The organism is Novosphingobium beihaiense, from assembly GCF_022832375.1.
Classification (GTDB): domain Bacteria; phylum Pseudomonadota; class Alphaproteobacteria; order Sphingomonadales; family Sphingomonadaceae; genus Novosphingobium; species Novosphingobium beihaiensis.
In genome coordinates this window covers 509,829-531,385 of sequence record NZ_JALHLG010000005.1, presented here as the reverse complement: position 1 = coordinate 531,385, position 21,557 = coordinate 509,829, and the positions used below count along the sequence as shown (strand labels likewise).

The following is a 21,557-nucleotide window of genomic DNA, read 5'->3' as shown; positions in this document are numbered from 1 at the left end:
CCTGCCTCCAGTCTGGACAGTGCCAACCGTTTCGGCAGCAACAAGAAAGTCAGGGGATAGATGAACAGGCAGGTTTACACGTTCGGCGGTGGGGTCAAGCACGATGATCCGCGCGCGAAGGACAAGGTGATCACGGGAGGCAAGGGCGCGAACCTTGCGGAAATGGCCGGGATCGGCCTGCCCGTGCCCCCCGGTTTCACCATCACAACCGAACAGTGCGTAACCTACCTTGCCGAGGGCGGTGACTTTTCCGGCGCCCTGCGCGCAGACGTGGCCGAGGCGCTCACCCATATCGAAAAGGCCGTGGGTAAGAGCTTCGGCAATGCCGCCGATCCGCTGCTCGTCTCGGTCCGCTCGGGCGCGCGTGTCTCGATGCCGGGCATGATGGACACCGTGCTCAACCTTGGCCTCAACGATCAGACCGTGGAAGGGCTCGCCACGGTTTCGGGCGACGACCGCTTCGCCTGGGACAGCTACCGCCGCTTCATCCAGATGTATTCGGATGTGGTGCTCGGCGTCGAACACCACCTGTTCGAGGAAGCGCTGGAAATCGCCAAGGAAGACAGTGGCTATCTAAACGATGTCGAGATGTCCGCCGATGACTGGCGCAAGATCGTCAAGCAATACAAGGGCATCGTCGAGGCAGAACTGAGCCGTCCGTTCCCGCAGGACGTGAACGAGCAGCTCTGGGGCGCGATCCGCGCGGTGTTCGATTCGTGGGATTCGGACCGCGCCAAGGTCTATCGCCGCCTGAACGACATTCCGGCGGGCTGGGGCACGGCGGTCAACGTGCAGGCCATGGTGTTCGGCAACATGGGCGATACTTCGGCCACTGGTGTTGCCTTCACCCGCGATCCCGCGACCGGCGAAAAGGCCTATTACGGCGAATGGCTGGTCAATGCGCAGGGCGAGGATGTCGTCGCCGGTATCCGCACGCCGCAGTACCTGACCAGGGCCGCACGCGAAAAGGCCGGGGCCAAGCCGCTCTCTATGGAAGAGGCGATGCCCGAGGCTTACGGTGAACTCGCTGCCGTGTTCGAACTGCTCGAAAAGCACTATCGCGACATGCAGGACATCGAATTCACGGTGCAGCAGGGCAAGCTGTGGATGCTGCAGACCCGTTCGGGCAAGCGCACAGCCAAGGCCGCGCTCAAGATGGCGGTCGATATGGTCGGCGAAGGCCTGATCGATGAGAAGATGGCGATCCTGCGCGTCGATCCGATGGCGCTCGACCAGCTTCTGCACCCGACGCTCGATCCCAAGGCGCCGCGCGATTTTCTGGGCAAAGGGCTTCCGGCCTCGCCCGGCGCGGCGTCGGGCGCGATCGTGTTCGATGCGGATAGCGCCGAAAAGCGCGCGGAAATGGGCGAGGCGGTGATCCTCGTGCGCATCGAGACCTCGCCGGAAGACATCCACGGGATGCACGCGGCCAAGGGCATTCTCACCGCGCGCGGCGGCATGACCAGCCACGCGGCCGTGGTCGCGCGCGGCATGGGCCGTCCTTGCGTTTCGGGTGCCTCGGGCCTCTCGATCGACATGAAGACGCGCACGCTCAAGATGGGCGGGCGCGAGTTGAAGGAAGGCGATATCCTGACGCTCGATGGCGCTTCGGGCGATATCATGGCTGGTGAAGTGCCGACCATCGAGCCCGAACTGGCCGGCGATTTCGCCACGCTGATGGTCTGGGCGGACAAGCACCGCCGGATGAAAGTGCGCACTAACGCGGAAACCCCCGCCGACTGCAAGATGGCCCGCCAGTTCGGCGCCGAAGGCATCGGCCTGTGCCGCACCGAACATATGTTCTTCGACGCGGGCCGTATCTCCGCCGTGCGCCAGATGATCCTGGCCGAGGACGAAGCGGGCCGCCGCGCTGCGCTGGAAAAGCTGCTGCCGGAACAGCGCGCGGACTTCGCCGCGATCTTCGAGATCATGCGCGGGCTGCCGGTAACGATTCGCCTGCTCGATCCGCCGCTGCACGAATTCCTGCCGCACGAAGATGCGGAGTTCGCGGAACTTTCGGACGAGATCGGCATCGGCGTCGACACGCTCAAGCGCCGGGCGAACGAGTTGCACGAGTTCAACCCGATGCTCGGCCATCGCGGTTGCCGCCTCGGCATTACCTTCCCCGAGATCTACGAAATGCAGGCTCGCGCGATCTTCGAGGCGGCTTGCGACGTGGCCAAGGCGCATGGCGAGGCCATCGTGCCGGAAATCATGATCCCGCTGGTGGCGACGAAGAAGGAACTCGAAATCCTCAAGGCGCTGGTGGCCCGCGTGGCCGCGCAAGTCTTTGAGGAAAAGGGCACCACGCTCGAATATATGGCCGGCACCATGATCGAGCTGCCGCGCGCGGCGCTGATGGCAGGCGAAATCGCTGAAGAGGGCGAGTTCTTCTCGTTCGGCACCAATGACCTGACGCAGACGACGCTGGGCCTCTCGCGCGACGATGCGGGCAAGTTCCTGCCCGTCTACGTGCAGCAGGGCATCTTCGCGCGCGATCCTTTCGTCAGCCTCGACGTGGAGGGCGTGGGCCAGCTTGTCGAACTGGCGGCCGAGCGCGGGCGCGCGGCGCGGCCGGGGATCAAGCTCGGCATCTGCGGCGAACATGGCGGCGATCCGGCCTCGATCGCGTTCTGCGAGAAGACCGGGCTCGATTACGTCAGCGCCTCGCCGTTCCGCGTGCCGATCGCACGGCTGGCGGCGGCGCAGGCCGTGCTGGCCTGATCGCCTGCGGGCTGGAAGTCAGCGCTTCCAGCCCGACAGGGTCAGGATTTCAAACCGTTCGACAGTGCGGCCGTCTTTCCCGGCAGCGGCAAACGCTTCGCGCGCGCGCATCAACGCCGTTTTACCCAGCGGCGGACCGGGATCGGCCAGTACATTGCTCAAACCAAGCGCGCGCAAGTCGCCCGCCAGACGCTCCAGACTGCGGAATGCGACGTCGAGTGGCCGGTGGTCTGCCACCGGGTCGGCATAGAGCGTGCGCTGAAGCAGTTGCGCGCCTGCACGAACGTCAATGGCAGGATGCAAGCGCGGGGAAGGACGGTCGCCATCCGCCGCCAGCATGACCTCGCGCAGGACAGGCAGGCTGCCGGAAGATGTGAAGCTGGCGATCACCAGTCCGCCCGGCGCCAGTGCCTTGCGCAAGTGCACCAGCGCACCGGGAACATCGTTCACCGTATCGAGCGTGCCGAGACTGGCAATCAGATCGAATCCCTCGAACGGATAGGGCTGCTCTTCCGCAAAGCCCTGTGCCGGTTCGGCTTCGGTCACGGTGACCCCGCGTGCGGAGAGGGCTCGGGCCAGTTCCCCGCTGTAGTCTCCAACGATCAGGGCGCTGGCGGGCTCGAAACGCAGGAACGCCAGCCTTTCCAGCACATCCTCAACCATGTCGTCGATCAGGTAGCGCGGGGCGTCGGGTTGTGCCTGCAAGGCCAGCATGCGCTGGCGGGCGGCAATGCGGCGGGACGGGGAGAAGATGCGGGGCGGTGCTTTGCTGGCCATCGCGTTCCCCTGCCGTCTCGATGAAATCCTTGCAACCGCTTGTCGCACGAGCGGACGCGGATAGCATGGGACAGGTGCGTATTCTCCAAGCTCTGGCCCCAGCAATAGATCTCGTCTTCCCGCCTCGCTGCCCGTTGTGCGGCGAGGGGATCGGCGAACAGACCGGGCTGTGCATGGCGTGCTGGAGCGAACTGGCGATCCCCGGAGAACCGTCCTGCATCTCGTGCGGGCGGCCGTTTGGCGAGGGCGTGCCGGAAGGTTCTGTCTGCGCGCCCTGTATGGACGATCCGCCGCGTCATGACGGGATCGCGGCGGCCACGCTCTACAACGATGCCTCCCGCAAGCTCGTTTTGTCGCTCAAGCATGGCAGCCGGATTTCGCTGGCGCCGATGATGGCCGGGCTGATGGCGGCGAAACTGGATATGGCGGAGCCGGGCTGGATGATCGTGCCCGTGCCGCTCCACCGCTGGCGGCTGTGGAAGCGGGGATATAATCAAGCAGCGGAACTGGGCCGGGTCATAGCCCGGCGGACCGGGAGCAGGCTCGCCGTCGATGCGCTTGTACGGCGCAAGCCTACGCCATCGCTGGGGGGGCTGGGAAAGAAGGCACGGAAAAGAGCACTTTCTGGCGCCATCGGCGTGAACTCACGCTCGGTTTCCCTGCTGAAAGGCGCACAAGTGGTTCTGGTGGATGATGTGCTTACCAGCGGTGCAACAAGTGACGCCTGCATATCGGTGCTCAAACGGGCCGGAGCCGAAAAGGTGATCGTATCCTGCTTCGCCCGGGTGCTCGACGAAGCTTTGCCCCACACCTGAACGGCAAAGAGAAAACGCCCGGAGCCTTTTTGGCCCCGGGCGTCCTCGTGACGAAACTTTGAGACCCTGCAAGCAGTTCGACGGCACCCCTGATTGCCGTCTGGTCAATCCCTCATCGCGACGGCCGCGTAGCCCCTGCCACAACCGGCCGTAATTCCCTGAACCGTGGCGCTTGTCTAACAGCGACCTGTGGGTCAGAAGCAGCCCCCCAGCTGCATGCTCAACGTCCATTTAAACCGGGCTGTTGAAAAGAGGATTCGCATGAAAGCGTGGATTTTGCCCCGCAACTGTGGTTATCGTGCAACATTACAATGTTGAAAGCCTGATTGAGGAAATCTCTGGAATGACCGAAGCGTCCACTGCCGACCGGGAACTTGGCTCCACCTTTCTGCCGCGCTTCGATGCGCAGGGATTGCTGATTGCGATTGCCGTAGATTCGGCAACGAAGGATATCCTGATGGTGGCCTATATGGACGCGGAGGCGCTGCAGAAAACGCGCGAGACGGGACTGGCGCATTTCCATTCGCGTTCGCGTGGCAAGCTGTGGTTGAAAGGGGAGACATCCGGACACTTCCTGCGTGTGCAGGAAATCCGTGTGGACTGCGATCAGGATGCGCTGGAACTGGTGGTTACGCCGGAAGGGCCCGCCTGCCACACCGGCGCGCGCAGTTGTTTCTACCGGCGGCTCGATGGCGAGAGCCTGTCCCGGATCGAAGGCTAGCGGTCAGGCCAGCACTTCGTCGAACAGGCTTGTCATCGCGGCCCATGATTGCCGGTCGGCACTGGCGTTGTACTTAATGGCATCAACCCCGCGTGCATCACTGCCCGGATCGGTGAAGCCGTGACGGACGCCGCTGTATGCGTGGAAGTGCCAATCGGCACCGGCACGGTCCATTTCTTCCCAGAACGCGATGACCTGTTCGCGCGGGACAAGGGGATCGGCATCGCCGTGGCAGACGAGCAGCCGCCCCTTGACCGTGCCGGGTTCGGCGGGCCTGCCCGTTGAGAGGATGCCGTGGAAGCTGACGGCGGCCAGCAGGTCCTGGCCGTCGCGCATCACTTCAAGCGCGGCTTGTCCGCCCATGCAGTATCCTATCGCCAGCATAGGCAGGCCTGCGGCTTCAGGCAGTCCGCGCATCGCAGCGATCGCGGCGGCCAGCCTGCCGCGGTAATTCGCAGTGTCAGCGCGCAGTTCATCCGCGAGTGGGAAGGATGGCGTCTGATTGCCATAGAAATCGGCGACCATGGCCAGATAGCCCAGATCCGCCAGCATGCGCGCGCGGCGTTCCATCGCGGCATTGAAATTGGCAATGGTGGGAAAGACCACCACCGCCGCACGCGATACGCCTTCCGGCCGGGCCAGCCAGCCGGTGAGGTGCTGACCGGCATGGCCATAGGCGAGCGGTTCGAGCACCATTACTCGGGCAGAAAATCCGGCACCGAAAGATAGCGTTCACCGGTATCGTAATTGAAGCCGAGCACGCGTGATCCTGCCGGGAGTTCCTTCAGCTTCTGAGCGATAGCCGCGAGCGTCGCGCCGGAACTGATGCCCACCAGCATGCCTTCCTTGGTTGCGCACAGCCGCGCCATTTCCTTGGCATCGGCAGGATCGACCTGGATGGCGCCGTCGATCGCCTGGGTGTGAAGGTTGGAGGGAATGAAACCAGCGCCGATGCCCTGGATCGGGTGCGGGCCGGGCTGGCCGCCGGAGATCACCGGCGACAGCGTCGGCTCTACCGCATAGGCTTTCATATCCGGCCAGCTCTGTTTGAGCGTCTCCGCGCAGCCGGTGAGGTGGCCGCCGGTGCCAACGCCGGAGATGAGCGCATCGATGGGCGTACCGGCGAAGTCGGCCAGGATTTCCTGCGCCGTCGTCTTCACGTGGATGGCAATGTTCGCGGGATTGTCGAACTGCTGGGGCATCCATGAGCCCGGCGTCGCCTCAATCAGTTCCTTTGCCCGGTCGATCGCCCCCTTCATGCCCTTTTCGCGCGGAGTCAGATCGAACTCGGCGCCATAGGCCAGCATCAGCCGCCGCCGTTCGATGGACATCGATTCGGGCATGACGAGGATGAGCTTGTAACCCTTCACAGCGGCCGCCATGGCAAGGCCGATGCCGGTATTGCCCGAAGTCGGCTCGATGATCGTGCCGCCGGGTTTCAGGCTGCCATCGGCTTCGGCGGCCTCGATCATGGCGAGGCCGATGCGATCCTTGATCGAGCCGCCAGGATTGGCGCGCTCGGCCTTTACCCACACTTCGTGATCCGGAAACAGACGCGACAAGCGGATGTGCGGCGTGTTGCCGATAGTGGCGAGAATGCTGTCTGCCTTCATGGCTCTTGCTCCCAACGTGGTGAGAATGTGCGGGCGCGCTGGATTTCAGGAAACATCCATGCCCAGATTAGAGTAATAACTATGGCACCGGCGCCGCCGAAAACAACCGCTCCGGTTGCGCCCAGCAGCGCAGCCGCAATGCCCGACTGCATTTCGCCGAGTTCGTTTGAGGCGGAAATCGCCAGCCCCGAGATCGCTGAAACCCTGCCGCGCACGTCGTCCGGCGTGCGCAGTTGCACCAGTGTGGTGCGGATGAAGACCGAAATCATGTCCGCCGCGCCGAGCAGTGCCAGGCACAGCAGCGTCAGCGCGAAGCTGCGCGAGAGGCCAAAGCCCACCGTCATGGCGCCAAAGCCCGCGACCGCCAGCAGCATCTTGACGCCCACGTTCTTTTCCAGCGGCCGGAACGAGAGCCATAGCGCGACAAGCGCGGCCCCGGCGGCTGTCGCCGCGCGCATCCAGCCCAGCCCTTCGGGGCCGACATGCAGGATATCGCGCGCGAAAACCGGCATCAGCGCTGTCGCCCCGCCCAGCAATACGGCGAACAGGTCCAGCGTGATACAGCCGAGCAGGAAGCGTTCATGCCAGACGAAGCGAAAGCCGTCGATAATCTGCCGGATCGGATGCGCCTTGCGGGCATCGCTGTGCACGCCGGGCAGGTTGGAGATCGAAACGATCGTAAGCGCCGCGATCACCTGGAACACCGCAGTCGACCAATAGGGCAGCGCGCGATCGGCGGCGAACAGGAAGCCATAAGTGGCCGGGCCGATGATCACCCCGGCCTGCATGGCTATCGAATTGAAGCCGATGGCGCGGGGGATAAGGCTGGAGGGAACGACATTGGGCGCAATGGCGCTCATAGCCGGGCCGATAAAGACCCGCACGACGCCGTGAAGCACCGCGAATCCGAACAGCACCGGCAGGCTGCGCACTTCGAGTTCGGTGGTGATACCCAGTCCCAGCGCCACGCAGACATCAAGCAGGGCGGCCATGCCGGCCACTTTGCGCCGGTCTATCCGGTCGGCAATGACCCCGGCGACGGGCGTCAGCAGGAACACCGGCAGGAACTGCGCGAAGCCGAGCAGCCCCAGCTGAAACGAGGCCTGCGTGATCGACATCCCGTATTCGCTGCGGGCGACATCATAGAGCTGGTAGCCGATGATGACGACCATGCCGGTCGCTGCCAGTACCGAGCAGAAGCGGGCTAACCAGAATTTGCGGTAGTTGGCGATTTGGAGAGGGGAGGAGGGCGTATTCACGCGATGCTGCATGGCAGCACCTCCCCCCCTTGCCAAGAGATACCCTGTTGGGAAGTCAGAAGGAAAGCTTGGCGGTCAACCGCACATCACGCCCGGCGATGGGCACGAAATCGCGTGTTTCCGAAGCCGCCAGCCGTCCTTTGGCGTTGAGCAGGTTGTCCGCCGCCAGGATCAGCGACACCGGGCTCTGATCCCCCATCGGGCGCCAGGTGGCGCTCAGGTTCACGAGCGTGAAGGCCCGCGTCGGGTTTTCATTGTCGGCAACGCGCTTTTGATGGTCGTTCCATTCGACTTCGCCGCGCAGATCGAGGTTGGACGAATCGAATTCCAGCCCGCCGCGAACGCGCAGCGGCGGAATGCGCGGCACCGGACCGATCCCGACCAGCCGGGCGTGCGTGTAGTCGACGCCGGTATCGGCCTTGAGCGAGCCGCCGCTGCTCCAGCGAAGGAACGTCAGGGCTCCTTCGGCTTCCACGCCCCGGAAACGGGCAGGGGCCTGGATATACTGATAGACGGGGAATTCCTCGATCACTTCACCAGTGGGCACGCCAGTGATGAAGTTGGCGAAGTTGGTGCCGTAGGCCGTCACCGATCCCGCGAAATCGCCGCCGTTGTAGCGGATGCCGGCCTCGATCCCGTCGCTGCGCTCAACAGTGAAATTCGGGTTGCCGCGCTCGTAGGACTGGGTGGCATCGTGCATGCCGTCCACGAACAATTCCTCTGCCGCGGGGGCCCGCTCGCCATGCAGATAGCTGACCGAGACGGTCAGGTGATCGATCGGATGCCAGGCCAGCCCGGCGACAGCCGAATACTGCGAGAAATTGCGGCGTTCGGCGGCCGGGATCGTGTGGATCCGCGTGTTTTCGTAACGCAGCGCGCCTTCCAGATCGAACTGCCCCACTTCCAGCTGCTGCAGCGTGAAGACGGCGAACTGATCGGTCTGGCTGTTTGGCAGCAGCATTTCGTCGCCGCTGATGTCCAGCCGGGCCGTCGAGTACTGGACACCGCTCGAACCGGTCCAGATGCCGTGGCGGGCCTGATCGGCCTGAAGGCGGACCTTGATCGACTTGTTGTGGAACTTCGTTCCAACATTGCCATCTTCGATTTCGGCGTGTTCGTAATCGCCGAAAGCGCCGCGCATTTCGACTCGCTTGAAGAAGCCATCGAGATTGAGGCCTGCGCGCAGGTCGACCCGGGTCTGGCGCAGCGCGATACTCGTTGCGCCGGGATCGACGGAGGGGCGCGGCGGGATACCGTAGTCGGTGGAAAGGCGCTGGACAGACACGCCGATGTCACCGCCCTCATCGATGAAGGCAAGGCCGCCGCCGACGGACCAGCCCTTGGTCCAGCTGTTCGGAATGGATCCCTTGCGGTTGGCCTGGTCAGTCAGGGTCGCGGCCCCGGCAGTATCACCTGCTGCGGCAAGATCGTCGGCCCGGGTAAGCGTTTGCGCGCGCAATTCAGGCGACAGCACATGGCCGCCGATATCGAGATTGTCACTGTGGAAGTACGATCCGTCGACATGGGCAACAAGGCGGTCCGCCAGCTTCACGTCGGCTGCCGCGCCGCCGTTGAAGAGGTTCGCGGCCGTTCCAAAGGAGGCAAGGGCGTCGAGCTTGTACGTGTTCTCCGGAACGTGGCGCGGAATGCGCTTGTCGATGGCATTGACGGCGCCGCCTGCCGGGTCGCTGGCATAGAGCAGGACGCGGGGGCCATGCAGCACTTCGACGCGTTCGACATTGAGCGTATCAAGCGACACCGCGTGGTCGGCCGAAACCGAAGAGGCATCGAGAGAGCCGATACCGTCCAGCAGAACCTGCACGCGCGGGCCGTCGAAGCCGCGCAGAATCGGGCGGGAGACGCCCGGGGCAAAGCCGCTGGTGGTGACGCCGGGCAGGTTCGCCAGCATCTGACCGATCTGCGGCTTCAGATTGCGGGCCAGGCTGTCTCCCTGAAGCACGACCGGCGCGGAGATCGGATCTGTATTGCCGGAAATGACACGGCCGGTAACGATGATCTCCGGCCCGCTTTCCTGCGCATGGCTGGAGTGACTGCCCGCGCCGCCGGCGCCCGTGCTGTCAGGGGCAGCAGACTGCGCAAGAGCCGTGCCGGGAAGGGCGGCCAGCAGCGCTGCAGTTGCAAGGGAACTGGCACAAGCCAGCATGGCGATTCGAGGGGGGCGTGTGATCATGCCCGCCCGAGTAATTGTGACGTTATAATGTATCAAGGGAAAATTTGCAGTCGCGGCAAAATGATGCGGCGGTGCAACATGGAAGGCGGAAGCGTTGAGAGCCTGCCCGCGCGAACGGGCAGGCCGGAATGTCAGCGGCGGGGGCGCAGGCGCGGGTTCGGCTGCAGGGTATCGACCAGCTTGAGGAAGTCATCGACACGGATGATTCGCTCGAACTGGAAGCCCGCACGCCCTTCGTGAGCCCAGATCAGATGAGCCTCGATCCGGCCGACGACAGGCAGGCGCATGACCACCCGCTCACCGCGTTCAAGGCCCAGATCGCCCTGAACCATGAAGCCCTGGGCGGAGACATTGACGATGTGCAAGTTCAGGTCGCCGAGCTGGCGATGCTCGGCGATCACGGAATAGTCTACCGGATGGCGTGCCGCCCGGCGCTTGTCGGTTACAGAAAGCTGCGCTCCTGCACTCATTGTCGTTGCCTTTGTTCGTGACCTCAGGAGGCGACAATGAGGCCAAATCACCAATATTCGGTAAACCCGGCAGTTTCATGCCGGACGAACGGTGCATTTTTGCCGGTCAGTTGCCTTTAATTATGCCGTGCTTCTTTTTTCCGAGGCTCAGCTTGCGGATTTCACCGGCGCCAGCGGTGATCAGAAAGCCGGGATCGTCCATCGTCTGATCGTCGAGTTTCACCGCCCCTTCGGCAATCTTGCGCTTGGCCTCGCCATTGGAAGCGGTGAAACCGAGCGCCGTGCAAGCCGCGCCCAGGCGGATGCCTTCGCTGCCCGCTTCGATGGTGGGAAGATCCTCGCCAAGCCCGCCGCCCGCGAAAGTCTCGCGCGCGGTGGCTTCGGCGGCGGCGGCAGCTTCTTCGCCCCGGCACAGCTTGGTCGCTTCGTTGGCTAGCACGATCTTGGCGTCGTTGATCTCGCCGCCTTCCAGCGCTTCGAGCCGGGCAATCTCGTCGAGCGGCAGATCGGTGAAGAGGCGCAAGAAGCGGCCCACGTCCCGGTCGTCGCAATTGCGCCAGAACTGCCAGTAGTCGTAGGCAGGCAGCGAGCCTTCGTTTAGCCAGATCGCGCCAGACACCGACTTGCCCATCTTGGTGCCGTCCGCCTTGGTGATCAGCGGCGTGGTCAGCCCGAAGACTTCGGTGGAATCCATGCGGCGGGTTAGTTCGACGCCGTTGACGATGTTGCCCCACTGATCGGAACCGCCCATCTGCAGGCGCACGCCCTGCGTGTCGCACAAGTGGCGGAAATCGTACCCTTGCAGGATCATGTAGTTGAATTCGAGGAACGTCATCGGCTGCTCGCGCTCAAGCCGCAGGCGCACCGAATCAAAGCTCAGCATGCGGTTGACGGTGAAGTGGGTGCCGACTTTCTGCAGCATCTCGATGTAGCCGATCTTACCCAGCCAATCGTGGTTGTTGACCATCATGGCATCGGTCGGCCCGTCCCCGAAAGTCAGGAAGCGTTCGAACGCGGTGCGGATCGAGGCGATATTGCCCTCGATCGCCTCATCCGTCAGCATCTTGCGGACTTCATCCTTGCCGGTGGGATCGCCGATACGGGTCGTTCCCCCGCCCATCAGTACGATCGGCTTGTGCCCGGCCTGCTGCAACCGGCGCAGCAGCATGATCGACACCAGATTGCCGACATGCAGCGAAGGGGCGGTCGCGTCGAAGCCCACATAACCCGGCACGATCTGTTTGGCGGCCAGGGTATCGAGGCCCTGTGCATCGGTCACTTGGTGGAGGTAGCCGCGTTCGTCGAGCAGGCGGAGCAGGGATGATGTGTAGGTCATGGGTCTTTTTCGGCGTGGTCAGGAGCGGCGCGCCTAGCACGCGGCGCGCGCGAAACAAAGCCGCAGCTGTGTTTGACCGGCAAGGCGTATCAACCGTTGGTCGCTCCGGGTATGGCGGCCGGACGCATCGGTATTGCCGGTTTGAATACCGGCCATATAGCCATGGCCCATGGCCGTACTGACCTGTCACCCCGCCCATCCGCCTGCCCTCGTGCGCAGCGTGGAATTCCGGATCATCGGTTTTGACGCCAACTGGCTGCGCGCACGATGGAAAATCGTGGGCTGCGGCAAGCTCTCGGTCCCGCCTTTCGCAGGAAAGGGCCGGGCGGACGGTTTGTGGCAAACGACCTGTTTCGAGCTGTTCTTGCAGTCTCCCGATGGCCCGGCCTACACCGAGATCAACCTTTCCCCGTCTGAACGGTGGAACGTCTATGACTTCACGCAGCGGCGCGAGGGCATGAGCGAACGCCCGATGCCGCGAGAGCCGGAGTGCACGATGCGGCTTGGCAGCGACATGGCGATCTTCGACGCCGCCATTCCTGCAGGGGGTCTTCCTGCGCCGCCCTGGCGCTATGGTGCTACGGCCGTGATTGAGGAAGAGGGGGGCGTGAAGAGCTACTGGGCCCTTTCCCACACTGGCGATGCACCGGACTTTCACGATCCGGCTTGCTTCCTGGAAGAGGTTGCGGCACCCAGCCCCGCATGAAATTCGGTATCGACCGCCTGCTGGCGGACCCTGCGCTGCGCAAGCCGCTCGAAGGCAAGCGCGTGGCCCTCGTCGCCCATCCCGCTTCGGTTACTGAGGGGCTTGTCCATTCGCTCGATGCCCTGATCGCGGCAGGCGTGAACGTGACCAGCGCTTTCGGCCCGCAGCACGGGCTCAAGGGCGACAAGCAGGACAATATGGTCGAGACCGCCGACGAGACCGATCCGGCCTATGGCATCCCGGTTTTCAGCCTCTACGGCCAAGTGCGGCGCCCCAGCGGACAGATGATGTCCACGGCCGATGTCTTCCTGTTCGATCTGCAGGATCTGGGCTGCCGTATCTACACCTTTGTGACGACGCTGCTCTACCTGCTGGAAGCAGCGTCAGGGCAGGGCAAGAGCGTCTGGGTGCTGGACCGCCCCAATCCCGCCGGACGCCCAGTGGAAGGCACTACGCTGCTATCCGGACAGGAAAGCTTCGTCGGTGCCGGGCCTATGCCGATGCGGCACGGGCTGACGTTGGGCGAGATGGGCCACTGGTTCGTCCGTCATTTTGACCTTGATGTCGATTACCGGGTGATCGCCATGGAAGGCTGGCAGCCCGATGCCGCGCCGGGCTTCGGCTGGCCGGAAAGCCGGATCTGGATCAATCCCAGCCCCAATGCCGCCAATGTGAACATGGCGCGGGCCTATGCGGGAACGGTGATGCTGGAAGGCACTACGCTTTCGGAAGGCCGGGGCACCACGCGCCCGCTCGAAGTGCTGTTCGGCGCGCCCGATATCGATGCCAGAGCCGTCCTGGCGGAGATGGAGCGGCTCGCGCCTGATTGGCTCGCCGGATGCGCGCTGCGCGAATGCTGGTTCGAGCCCACATTCCACAAGCATCAGAAGACCTTGTGCAATGCGCTGATGATCCATGCCGAAGGGCCGTTCTACGATCACGCGGCCTTCCGGCCCTGGCGGTTGCAGGCGCTGGCGTTCAAGGCGATCCGCAATCTCTGGCCGGACTATCCGATCTGGCGCGATTTTCCTTACGAATACGAATTCGACCGTCTGGCCATAGACGTGATCAACGGCGGCCCGTCCCTGCGCGAATGGGTGGACGACAGGGCCGCGCTGCCGGGCGATCTCGACGCTATCGCCGCTCCCGACGAAGCAGCCTGGCGGGAGAGCATTGCCGATATTCTGCTCTATCCGTCCTGAGGCTTGGCAGGCGTCACGTCTCCGAAGAGGTAGGACGTCATCGACAGGGCGCCATCGATGCTGTCGTTGAACACCGCCACCTCGTCGCCGGGAAGGCGGGCGCCGACGGCATAGAGCAGCGGCAGGTAATGCTCGGCCGAGTTGATCGCCGCCGCCGCGGCCTTGTCGTCCGCGGAGAAGCGGGTCAGGGCCGCATGGTCGTTCGCCACAACGGCGGCGTTGATGCGGTTGCGGAAATCGTCGGCCCATTCCGGGACCGTGCCCATCGTGCTGCGGTACAGGGCGAGGTTGTGCACAATATTGCCGCTGCCCACGATCATCACGCCTTCCCCCCGCAAAGGTGCCAGACGCTGGGCCAGCTCAAGGTGCGCTTCAGCCCCCATCGCGCGATCGACGCTCATTGCCACGACCGGGATGTCCGCATCGGGATAGAGCATGGCCAGCACGCCCCAGACACCGTGATCGAAACCCCAGCTGGTATCGCGCACGACGCGGCCCGGTCCCGCCAGTTCCTCGATACGTGCTTGCAGGGCTGGGGCGTTGGGGGCGGCGTAATGCTTGCGGTAAAGCTCTTCGGGAAAGCCACGGAAATCGTGGATCGTGCGGGGATGATCGCCATCGGTGATATGCGCCGCACCATTGGTTTCCCAGTGCGCCGTCACGGTCAGGATCGCCTCGGGGCGCGGCAGGCGGGGGCCGAGCCATTCCAGATAGCGGCGCTCGGGGTTTTCAGTGATCATCGTCATCGGCGAACCGTGGCCGACGAACAGGGCAGGCATGGACTTGGTCATGGCATGAAGATGGGCCTTCGCCGCGCCGGTTCAATCGCAAGATTACCTGCTATATCCAATAGCAAAGACATCTCAGCTCTTCTTGCGCGTCAGTTCCTTCATCGCTGCTTCCAACCCTTCCAGCGTGAGCGGAAACATCGCCCCGCCCATCAGGTTACGGATCATCTTGGTCGAGCCGGAATATTGCCACTGCCGCTCCGGCGCCGGGTTGAGCCAGACGGTGGCAGGATAAGTCTGCGTCACCCGCTGCAGCCAGACCGCGCCGGCTTCCTCGTTCATATGCTCGACCGAGCCGCCGGGATGGCTGATCTCGTAAGGGCTCATCGCTGCGTCGCCGACGAAGATCACCTTGTAATCATGCCCGTACTTGTGGAGGATGTCCCAGGTCGGCGTGCGCTGCGACCAGCGGCGGCGGTTGTCCTTCCACACACCTTCATAAAGGCAGTTGTGGAAGTAGAAGAATTCCATGTTCTTGAACTCGGCGGTGGCCGCGCTGAACAGATCCTCCACCAGCTTGATGAACGGGTCCATCGATCCGCCGACGTCGAGGAACAGCAGCACTTTCACCGCATTGTGCCGTTCGGGCCGCATCACCACATCGAGCCAGCCTTGCTTGGCGGTGCCCCGGATCGTTTCTTCGAGGTCCAGTTCCTCCGCCGCGCCTTCGCGGGCGAAGCGGCGCAACCGGCGCAGGGCCACCTTGATGTTGCGGGTGCCCAGTTCCTTCGAATTGTCGAGATTGGCGAACTCGCGCTTTTCCCAGACCTTGATCGCGCGCCCGTGCTTACCTTCGCCGCCGATGCGGATGCCTTCGGGGTTATAGCCCGAATGGCCGAAGGGCGAAGTGCCGTTGGTGCCGATCCACTTGTTGCCGCCCTGATGGCGCTTCTGCTGTTCCTCAAGCCGCTTCTTGAGCGTCTCCATGATCTCGTCCCAGTCGCCCAGCGACTTGACCTTTTCCATCTCCTCGGCGGAGAAATAGCGTTCGGCCAGCTTCTTCAGCCAGTCCTCGGGAATATCGACCGGCTGCTGGCCGTAATCGGTTAGGATGCCTTTGAAGACCTTCTGGAACACCTGATCGAACCGGTCGAGCAGCCCTTCGTCCTTCACGAACGTCGCGCGCGAGAGGTAGTAGAACGCCTCGGGCGTCTGCTCGATCACGTCCCGCTCCAGCGCTTCGAGCAGCACGAGATGCTCCTTGAGCGAAGCCGGAATGCCCGCGGCGCGCAGTTCGTCGACGAAGTTCAGCAGCATGAGCCCAGCCTTTGCCCAAGGGGCCTGTGTGACATTCGGCGTGACACGGAACGCCGCAATTGTGTGCCTCGCCCGATCCCGAACCGCCAGGAAATGCGCGGTTCAGCCACAAACGCCGTGTGACTTTCCGGCAGGCCGGATTGTGGCGGCGTGAGGGAAGAGCGGGGGCAGGTCATCGCCGCCATCATATCCCATTCATGCCGCTGTAGGAAACGCCTGCCCGGTATCGGCGCGTTGTTGCGGCCGATGCACCGCCGCGACAAGGACGAAGGAAATGTACATCAGCAGATACCACGCCCCCAGCTTGCCGGGATGGACGAGGGCCCAGCCGCTGCGCTGATCGGGATAGATCCAGGCGTGCGAGAACGTGGAAATGTTCTCCGCAAACCAGATGAACAGCGCCACCAGAAACCAGCCCAGCAGCAGCGGCATCCAGCGGTCCTGCCGCCATACCCGGAACCAGATGCGCGTGCGGGCAAAGAGCAGGGCAATCGCGGCGAACAGGGCAATCCGCACGTCCGGCAGCCAGTGGTGCGCGAAGAAGTTCACATAGATCGCCACTGCCAGCAGCCATGTGAACCCGGCTCGCGGATAGTGGCTGAAACGGAAATCGAAAATACGCCAGACGCGGGCGATATAGCTGCCGACAGCGGCATACATGAAACCCGAGAACAGCGGCACGGCGCCGATATGCAGCAGGCTCGCCTCCGGATATTCCCACGATCCGTGCGCCGTCTTGAACAGTTCCATCACCGTACCGGTCACATGGAAGGCCAGAATGACTTTGGCTTCCTCCAGCGTTTCGAGCCGCAGCGCCAGCATGGCGATCTGGATCGTGAGCGCGCTCAGCGTCAGGAAGTCGTACCGCGCCAGAACCGCGTTCTGCGGATAGAACAAGTGCGTTCCCAGCAAGAGGGCCAGCAGCAAGGCGCCGAACAGGCAGGCCCAGCCTTGCTTGAAACCGAAAAGCAGAAATTCATAGAGCCACGCCCGCCAGCCCGGACGAGGCTCGAACGCCTCCAGCCTTGCGCGGATGGCGCCAAAACGTGTGTGTGAGGCCGGAAGCGGCCCGGAAAGAGGCTCCAAGGATCAGCTCGCGCCGGGAGACAGGGGCGGAGGAGACTGGCGGGCAAACTGTTCCAGCGCCGGGTCGATCACGGCCCACGCGGGCGCTTCGTCGAGCCAGATTACCGAGGAAGGTTTCAGGCCATGCCCGGCATCCAGAAAACCGAGCCGGACGACCAGCGAATCCTTGCGGGACGAATTGCGCCCGAAAATCGGCGTGCCGCAGGAAGGGCAGAATCCCTGTTCCACCGTGTTCCCGCTGGCCGCGTCATAGGCTTTCCACGCCACCTCACCAGCCAGCGTCATGCCTTCGATCGGAAACAGCGCATTGACAGTGGCGCTGCCCGCGGCGGCGCGCTGGCACTGGCGGCACCAGCACTGGCGCACCCAGAGCGGTTCCGAGGCGAAAGTGGCGGTAACGGCGCCGCAATTGCAGCGGCCATGATAGGGGGCCGTCATATCAATTCCCGCGGCGCGCCATGAAGGCCAGACGCTCGAACATCATCACGTCCTGCTCGTTCTTGAGCAGCGCGCCGTGCAGCGGCGGGATCGCCTTGGCCGCATCCTGATTCTGCAACACGTCGAGCGGCATGTCCTCGTTCATCAGCAGCTTGAGCCAGTCCAGCAGTTCGCTGGTGGAAGGCTTCTTTTTGAGCCCCGGCACTTCGCGCAGCTCGTAGAAGACTTCCATGGCCTTCTTCACCAGCGTCTTCTGGATGCCGGGGAAGTGCACGTCGATGATCGCTTCCATCGTCTCGCGCTCGGGAAACTTGATGTAGTGGAAGAAGCAGCGGCGCAGGAAAGCGTCAGGCAGGTCCTTCTCGTTGTTCGAAGTGATGACCACGATCGGGCGTTCGGCGGCAGCGATGTGCTCGCCGGTTTCGTAGACATCGAAGGCCATGCGGTCGAGCTCGGCGAGAAGATCGTTCGGGAACTCGATGTCCGCCTTGTCGATCTCGTCGATCAGCAGCACCGGCAGTTTGGGGGCAGTGAAGGCTTCCCACAGCTTGCCCTTGCGGATGTAGTTGGAAATGTCGTGCACGCGCTCGTCGCCAAGCTGGCCGTCGCGCAGGCGGGCCACTGCATCGTATTCGTAGAGGCCCTGATGCGCCTTGGTGGTGGACTTCACGTTCCAGGTGATCAGCGGCGCGCCCAGACTTTCGGCGATCTGTTCGGCCAGCACGGTCTTGCCGGTGCCCGGCTCGCCCTTGACCAGCAAGGGCCGGCGCAGAAGCACGGCGGCATTGACCGCAACCTTGAGGTCATCGGTGGCGACGTAATTGCTGGTGCCTTCGAAACGCTGCATCGGCTGATCCTGTCCGTTTGTTTTTCGGAATAAGCCCTATGTTGTGCGCCGCAGCAAGGCAAGATCGCAGGCTCCGTCTGGCTGCGGCGCCATGGACAACCCCGCCGGGGCGTTGCACAAGCTGCCCGCATGGGGGCTTATTTAAAACGAATGGACTGGCTGGGGCGGGACCGGGCCACAGGCTACCTGTGGCTGCTGGCGCTGCTGAACAGCGCCATGCTGGTCTTTCTGGTGGCGGCTTCCCACGGGGGCGTGGACCGCAACGGTTTCCTGCTCGGCTCGGACTTCATCAGTTTCTGGACCAGCGGGCAGATGCTGCATCAGGGGGCGAACGTTTACGACGGCGCCGCCCATATCGCCGCACAGCGGCAATATTTCGCTTCGGCAGACGGCTACACCGCGTTCTTTTATCCCCCTTCCTTTCTGCCGCTGTGCTGGCCGCTGGGATGGCTGGGCTATTTCCCGGCGCTCGCCGCCTGGCTGCTGGCGACCGGAACAGCCTATCTGATCGCAGTGCGGCCATGGTGGCAAAGGGCAGGGACCGGCATGCCGCTATGGCTGCTGTTCCTGGCCTATCCCGCCGTGCCGATTGTCATCGATCACGGGCAGACATCGTTTCTCATTGCCGGACTGCTCGGGCTCGGGGTCTTGCTGGCCGGGAAGCGCCCGGTGCTGGCTGGAGTTCTGTTCGGCCTTGCCACGATCAAGCCTCAGTTCGGGCCGCTTATACCACTGGCGCTTCTGCTTACGCGCGAGTGGAAAGTATTCATCGTGGCAGCACTCACCGCGTTGCTGCTGGCCGGTCTGTCCGTGCTCATATTCGGCGGCGGAATATGGAGCGGATGGCTCGCCGCCAGCGCCCGGGCGCAGGCTGCGATGGAAGCGGGCAGTGTGCCGTTCGGCAAGATGGTGAGCCTGTTTGCCGCCGCCCGGCTGCTCGGTGCGCCGGTGGCAGCGGCCTATGCCTTGCAGGCGATCGCGGCCTTGGGCACCGCCTTGTGCATTGGCGTCTTGTGCCGTGGACGCAAATGGTCGCCGGGCCTTGGCGCTGCAACGCTCACCGGCGCTCTGCTGGTGACGCCCTTCGCGCTCGATTACGATCTGGTGCTGCTGGCGTTCCCTCTACTCTGGCTGGTGGGGGAAGGGCTGCGTCGCGGCTTTCTCGATTGGGAAAAGCTGGGCATTCTGACGGCTTTCGTTGCCCCTGCGCTCGCGCGTCCCGTCGCACTGAACACCGGCATGCCGTTCATGCCGCTGGTTGTGGCTTTGCTCTTTGCCCTCGTGGTTCGCCGCGTGCGCCGGACGGCCTAATCACCGCCGTCCGGGCAAAGGCCCGATGCCGCAACAAGATCCGGATCGATCTGGTATCCCACTGTCCCGTTTTCGCCGGTAAGCTTACGGCGGAATTTCCCGGGATCTTCGCCACGCAGAAACGCCGCGAGATCAACCCGCACGGCGCAGGAATCGATGTAGTCCGAATGCCGCAGCCCGTCGGAAGCCGCCAGCGAGGTTTCCACTATGGCCAGATCCGGGTTCGGCCGGGTGAGGTGGCACCAGCCATCATCGCCAAGCTGCTGGCGGGCATAGCTCACGTCATAGGTGCAGTTGCTGCTGCCAAGGCGGGCATAGCCATGCGCCACGCGTGACAGTTTCAGCGGATCGTCCTTGCGTGAGGCGTAGATCACAACCTTGCGGTCGAACGCGAGCAAGCGGTCCAGCGCGCCGCCTTCGCGCATTGCCGTGTCCCGGTCGAAATCGGGGGAGGCCAGGACCACCCGGCGCACATGACCGGCCAGCCCCGGGAACGCCTGGTTGAGGTGCTCGATTCCGGCTATTGCAGCGCGGCTGCCCATGCTGTGGGCGACGACCGTGACCTGGGGACTGATGCTGGCCAGTTCCGTCAGCGTGCGGTTCATTTCGGCCTGAGCCCAGACCACACTATCCTCGTCCGCGACGTATCCCTGGACTTTCGCGCGCGATGGCCAGCGCAGAACCACGGCGGGGACACCGGCATAGTAAAGCCGCGAGACTTTCCACGCCGCATCCAGCGCTTCGTCAAAATCGTTGTTGTAGCCATGAATGAACACCAGCAGGCGCCCGCCGTTGCCGGGGGCGTTCACCCGCTTGCTCAGCAAGTCCAGCCAGGCCGCGTGGGTGAACTGCCCGGTCGCGAATTCGCGCGCGCCGCGGGTGAGGGGCGCCTGATGAACGGCCTGCCCATAGGTGGTGTCCCGCTCACGAAATCCGGCATAGTCGAGCACGCCCTTGCGGCAATCGCGCAAGGCCATGGAGACGAAGAACAGGTTGTCTCCGGCCATTTCGGGCCCGCCATTCCGGACCGGCGGACACGCCTCGGCGTAGAGCTGCGGGTTCGGCAACTTCAACCCGCCGCATCCGCCCAGCAGGCAGAGGAGGGGAAGCAACAGCCATCCGATCCTGTTCATGACGACACCCGTTTCCTGTTACTGGCCTGTTACTGGGATACCGTCACGGCTCGTATCACGGGATTGTGACAACGCCGAAGTGAAATTGCGCCATGGCAAGTGCAACCTCAGGGGCTTACGCGTATTGGTCTCTGGCGAAATCCTTCCAGAATCACCCAAAAGGGAGAGACCATGGCCAGCCCCAAGCGCAACATTGCCCTGCTGATCGACGCGGACAATGCCTCACCATCCACGCTGGACGCGGCGCTCACGATCCTGGGCGATCTCGGCACTGTCAACGTGCGGCGCATCTACGGCAACTGGAGCAGGCAGGCGCTGAAAGGCTGGGCCGCGCTGGTCCACCGCCACGCGCTGGAACCGCAGCAGCAGTTCGATCTCACCAAGGGCAAGAACGCCACCGACATGAAGATGACGATCGATGCCATGGATTTGCTCTACGGCGGGCATGTCGACGGCTTCGGTATCATGTCGAGCGACAGCGATTTCATGCCGCTGGCGATCCGCATCCGCCAGAACGGTACGCCGGTCTATGGTTTCGGCACCCGCCGTACGCCTGAGGCGTTCCGCGAGGCCTGCACGCGCTTCATCGATCTCGACGCGCTTGCCGCCGGGGAAAGCCGTGAAGAGCAGGGGGGAGAGGTTCCGTCCACATTTGCCGTGGATGACGAACTCATCAAGCTGCTGGGTGATGCCTGGAAAGCCAGTACGCGGGACGAAGATGGTTTCGCCAGTCTGTCGGAAGTGGGACAGCGCGTGGCGAACCGCTCCAGCTTCGACGCGCGCAGCTACGGCTTTACGCGCTTGTCCGAACTGGTGCAGTCCTTGCCCAACTTTGCCACCGAGAAGCGGGAAAGTGGATTGTTCGTCAAACGGTTGCGCTGAA

General features: G+C 63.5%; 20 protein-coding genes. 7 read left to right on the top strand and 13 right to left on the bottom strand.

Annotated features, from left to right (window positions below; genetic code table 11):
• Positions 1 to 60: 60 nt before the first annotated feature.
• Positions 61 to 2,724, top strand: a complete 2,664-nt coding sequence (gene ppdK / locus MTR66_RS06150; protein WP_243918763.1) for a pyruvate, phosphate dikinase — start codon at positions 61 to 63, stop codon at positions 2,722 to 2,724.
• Between the two features lie 18 nt (positions 2,725 to 2,742).
• Here ppdK and MTR66_RS06145 read toward each other — a convergent pair whose 3' ends face one another.
• Entirely contained in the window at positions 2,743 to 3,501 is a 759-nt protein-coding gene (locus MTR66_RS06145; protein ID WP_243918761.1) for a methyltransferase domain-containing protein, read from the bottom strand.
• Positions 3,502 to 3,575: 74 nt separating this feature from the next.
• Here MTR66_RS06145 and MTR66_RS06140 point away from each other — a divergent pair, with 74 nt between their 5' ends.
• Entirely contained in the window at positions 3,576 to 4,316 is a 741-nt protein-coding gene (locus MTR66_RS06140) for a ComF family protein (protein ID WP_243918759.1), read from the top strand.
• A 343-nt stretch (positions 4,317 to 4,659) separates the two neighbouring features.
• Positions 4,660 to 5,037: a phosphoribosyl-AMP cyclohydrolase gene (gene hisI, locus MTR66_RS06135; protein ID WP_243918757.1), complete on the top strand. Its 378-nt coding sequence runs from the start codon at positions 4,660 to 4,662 to the stop codon at positions 5,035 to 5,037.
• Between the two features lie 3 nt (positions 5,038 to 5,040).
• Here hisI and MTR66_RS06130 read toward each other — a convergent pair whose 3' ends face one another.
• The 6 genes from MTR66_RS06130 to tyrS form a co-directional block, all read right to left on the bottom strand.
• Positions 5,041 to 5,733 carry a dienelactone hydrolase family protein gene (locus MTR66_RS06130; RefSeq protein ID WP_243918756.1) on the bottom strand — a complete coding sequence of 231 codons (693 nt, stop codon included), beginning with the start codon at positions 5,731 to 5,733 and terminating at the stop codon, positions 5,041 to 5,043.
• Positions 5,733 to 6,650 carry a cysteine synthase A gene (gene cysK, locus MTR66_RS06125; RefSeq protein ID WP_243918755.1) on the bottom strand — a complete coding sequence of 306 codons (918 nt, stop codon included), beginning with the start codon at positions 6,648 to 6,650 and terminating at the stop codon, positions 5,733 to 5,735. Before cysK ends, MTR66_RS06130 begins: the two co-directional genes overlap by 1 nt.
• Complete coding sequence (locus tag MTR66_RS06120; protein ID WP_243918754.1) at positions 6,647 to 7,921, bottom strand: MFS transporter; 1,275 nt, start codon at positions 7,919 to 7,921, stop codon at positions 6,647 to 6,649. Before MTR66_RS06120 ends, cysK begins: the two co-directional genes overlap by 4 nt.
• Before the next feature lie 43 nt (positions 7,922 to 7,964).
• Positions 7,965 to 10,100 carry a TonB-dependent receptor gene (locus MTR66_RS06115; protein WP_243918753.1) on the bottom strand — a complete coding sequence of 712 codons (2,136 nt, stop codon included), beginning with the start codon at positions 10,098 to 10,100 and terminating at the stop codon, positions 7,965 to 7,967.
• Positions 10,101 to 10,231: 131 nt separating this feature from the next.
• The gene (locus MTR66_RS06110; protein WP_067734652.1) at positions 10,232 to 10,570 is read right to left on the bottom strand and encodes a PilZ domain-containing protein; all 339 of its coding nucleotides are present in this window, start codon (positions 10,568 to 10,570) and stop codon (positions 10,232 to 10,234) included.
• Positions 10,571 to 10,676: 106 nt separating this feature from the next.
• A complete protein-coding gene (tyrS, locus tag MTR66_RS06105) occupies positions 10,677 to 11,906 on the bottom strand; it encodes a tyrosine--tRNA ligase (RefSeq protein ID WP_243918752.1) in 1,230 nt (409 codons plus the stop codon).
• A 169-nt stretch (positions 11,907 to 12,075) separates the two neighbouring features.
• On the opposite strand from tyrS, the gene MTR66_RS06100 reads away from it, so the two are divergent.
• Positions 12,076 to 12,612 (top strand): DOMON-like domain-containing protein, encoded by a 537-nt coding sequence (locus MTR66_RS06100; RefSeq protein WP_243918751.1) that lies wholly within the window; start codon positions 12,076 to 12,078, stop codon positions 12,610 to 12,612.
• Positions 12,609 to 13,814 (top strand): exo-beta-N-acetylmuramidase NamZ family protein, encoded by a 1,206-nt coding sequence (locus MTR66_RS06095; protein WP_243918750.1) that lies wholly within the window; start codon positions 12,609 to 12,611, stop codon positions 13,812 to 13,814. The genes MTR66_RS06100 and MTR66_RS06095 overlap by 4 nt, the downstream gene beginning before the upstream one ends.
• Here the strand turns inward: MTR66_RS06095 and ygiD are convergent.
• The 5 genes from ygiD to MTR66_RS06070 all read right to left on the bottom strand — a co-directional run bounded on the left by ygiD (position 13,802) and on the right by MTR66_RS06070 (position 18,230).
• Positions 13,802 to 14,605, bottom strand: coding sequence for a 4,5-DOPA-extradiol-dioxygenase (gene ygiD / locus MTR66_RS06090; protein WP_243918748.1), 804 nt, complete (start codon positions 14,603 to 14,605; stop codon positions 13,802 to 13,804). The two genes, MTR66_RS06095 and ygiD, sit on opposite strands and share 13 nt — an antisense overlap.
• A gap of 72 nt (positions 14,606 to 14,677) precedes the next feature.
• On the bottom strand, positions 14,678 to 15,859 hold the full coding sequence (locus MTR66_RS06085) for a vWA domain-containing protein (RefSeq protein WP_243918746.1): 1,182 nt from the start codon (positions 15,857 to 15,859) through the stop codon (positions 14,678 to 14,680).
• A 195-nt stretch (positions 15,860 to 16,054) separates the two neighbouring features.
• Complete coding sequence (locus MTR66_RS06080) at positions 16,055 to 16,945, bottom strand: DUF817 domain-containing protein (protein ID WP_243918744.1); 891 nt, start codon at positions 16,943 to 16,945, stop codon at positions 16,055 to 16,057.
• Positions 16,946 to 16,948: 3 nt separating this feature from the next.
• Positions 16,949 to 17,383: a GFA family protein gene (locus MTR66_RS06075; protein ID WP_243918742.1), complete on the bottom strand. Its 435-nt coding sequence runs from the start codon at positions 17,381 to 17,383 to the stop codon at positions 16,949 to 16,951.
• Between the two features lies 1 nt (position 17,384).
• Positions 17,385 to 18,230 (bottom strand): AAA family ATPase, encoded by an 846-nt coding sequence (locus tag MTR66_RS06070; protein WP_243918741.1) that lies wholly within the window; start codon positions 18,228 to 18,230, stop codon positions 17,385 to 17,387.
• A 150-nt stretch (positions 18,231 to 18,380) separates the two neighbouring features.
• On the opposite strand from MTR66_RS06070, the gene MTR66_RS06065 reads away from it, so the two are divergent.
• Positions 18,381 to 19,541, top strand: a complete 1,161-nt coding sequence (locus tag MTR66_RS06065; protein WP_243918740.1) for a glycosyltransferase family 87 protein — start codon at positions 18,381 to 18,383, stop codon at positions 19,539 to 19,541.
• Here MTR66_RS06065 and MTR66_RS06060 read toward each other — a convergent pair.
• Complete coding sequence (locus MTR66_RS06060; RefSeq protein WP_243918739.1) at positions 19,538 to 20,674, bottom strand: alpha/beta fold hydrolase; 1,137 nt, start codon at positions 20,672 to 20,674, stop codon at positions 19,538 to 19,540. The two genes, MTR66_RS06065 and MTR66_RS06060, sit on opposite strands and share 4 nt — an antisense overlap.
• A 171-nt stretch (positions 20,675 to 20,845) precedes the next feature.
• On the opposite strand from MTR66_RS06060, the gene MTR66_RS06055 reads away from it, so the two are divergent.
• On the top strand, positions 20,846 to 21,556 hold the full coding sequence (locus tag MTR66_RS06055) for an NYN domain-containing protein (protein WP_243918738.1): 711 nt from the start codon (positions 20,846 to 20,848) through the stop codon (positions 21,554 to 21,556).
• Position 21,557 lies beyond the last annotated feature (1 nt).

Excerpts from the sequence above, each read along its gene's own strand:
- ppdK (WP_243918763.1), top strand. The coding sequence starts at position 61 with ATGAACAGGCAGGTTTACACGTTCGGCGGTGGGGTCAAGCACGATGAT.
- MTR66_RS06145 (WP_243918761.1), bottom strand. The coding sequence starts at position 3,501 with ATGGCCAGCAAAGCACCGCCCCGCATCTTCTCCCCGTCCCGCCGCATT.
- hisI (WP_243918757.1), top strand. The coding sequence starts at position 4,660 with ATGACCGAAGCGTCCACTGCCGACCGGGAACTTGGCTCCACCTTTCTG.
- MTR66_RS06130 (WP_243918756.1), bottom strand. The coding sequence starts at position 5,733 with ATGGTGCTCGAACCGCTCGCCTATGGCCATGCCGGTCAGCACCTCACC.
- cysK (WP_243918755.1), bottom strand. The coding sequence starts at position 6,650 with ATGAAGGCAGACAGCATTCTCGCCACTATCGGCAACACGCCGCACATC.
- MTR66_RS06120 (WP_243918754.1), bottom strand. The coding sequence starts at position 7,921 with ATGCAGCATCGCGTGAATACGCCCTCCTCCCCTCTCCAAATCGCCAAC.
- MTR66_RS06115 (WP_243918753.1), bottom strand. The coding sequence starts at position 10,100 with ATGATCACACGCCCCCCTCGAATCGCCATGCTGGCTTGTGCCAGTTCC.
- MTR66_RS06110 (WP_067734652.1), bottom strand. The coding sequence starts at position 10,570 with ATGAGTGCAGGAGCGCAGCTTTCTGTAACCGACAAGCGCCGGGCGGCA.
- tyrS (WP_243918752.1), bottom strand. The coding sequence starts at position 11,906 with ATGACCTACACATCATCCCTGCTCCGCCTGCTCGACGAACGCGGCTAC.
- MTR66_RS06100 (WP_243918751.1), top strand. The coding sequence starts at position 12,076 with ATGGCCGTACTGACCTGTCACCCCGCCCATCCGCCTGCCCTCGTGCGC.
- MTR66_RS06095 (WP_243918750.1), top strand. The coding sequence starts at position 12,609 with ATGAAATTCGGTATCGACCGCCTGCTGGCGGACCCTGCGCTGCGCAAG.
- ygiD (WP_243918748.1), bottom strand. The coding sequence starts at position 14,605 with ATGACCAAGTCCATGCCTGCCCTGTTCGTCGGCCACGGTTCGCCGATG.
- MTR66_RS06085 (WP_243918746.1), bottom strand. The coding sequence starts at position 15,859 with ATGCTGCTGAACTTCGTCGACGAACTGCGCGCCGCGGGCATTCCGGCT.
- MTR66_RS06075 (WP_243918742.1), bottom strand. The coding sequence starts at position 17,383 with ATGACGGCCCCCTATCATGGCCGCTGCAATTGCGGCGCCGTTACCGCC.
- MTR66_RS06070 (WP_243918741.1), bottom strand. The coding sequence starts at position 18,230 with ATGCAGCGTTTCGAAGGCACCAGCAATTACGTCGCCACCGATGACCTC.
- MTR66_RS06065 (WP_243918740.1), top strand. The coding sequence starts at position 18,381 with ATGGACTGGCTGGGGCGGGACCGGGCCACAGGCTACCTGTGGCTGCTG.
- MTR66_RS06060 (WP_243918739.1), bottom strand. The coding sequence starts at position 20,674 with ATGAACAGGATCGGATGGCTGTTGCTTCCCCTCCTCTGCCTGCTGGGC.
- MTR66_RS06055 (WP_243918738.1), top strand. The coding sequence starts at position 20,846 with ATGGCCAGCCCCAAGCGCAACATTGCCCTGCTGATCGACGCGGACAAT.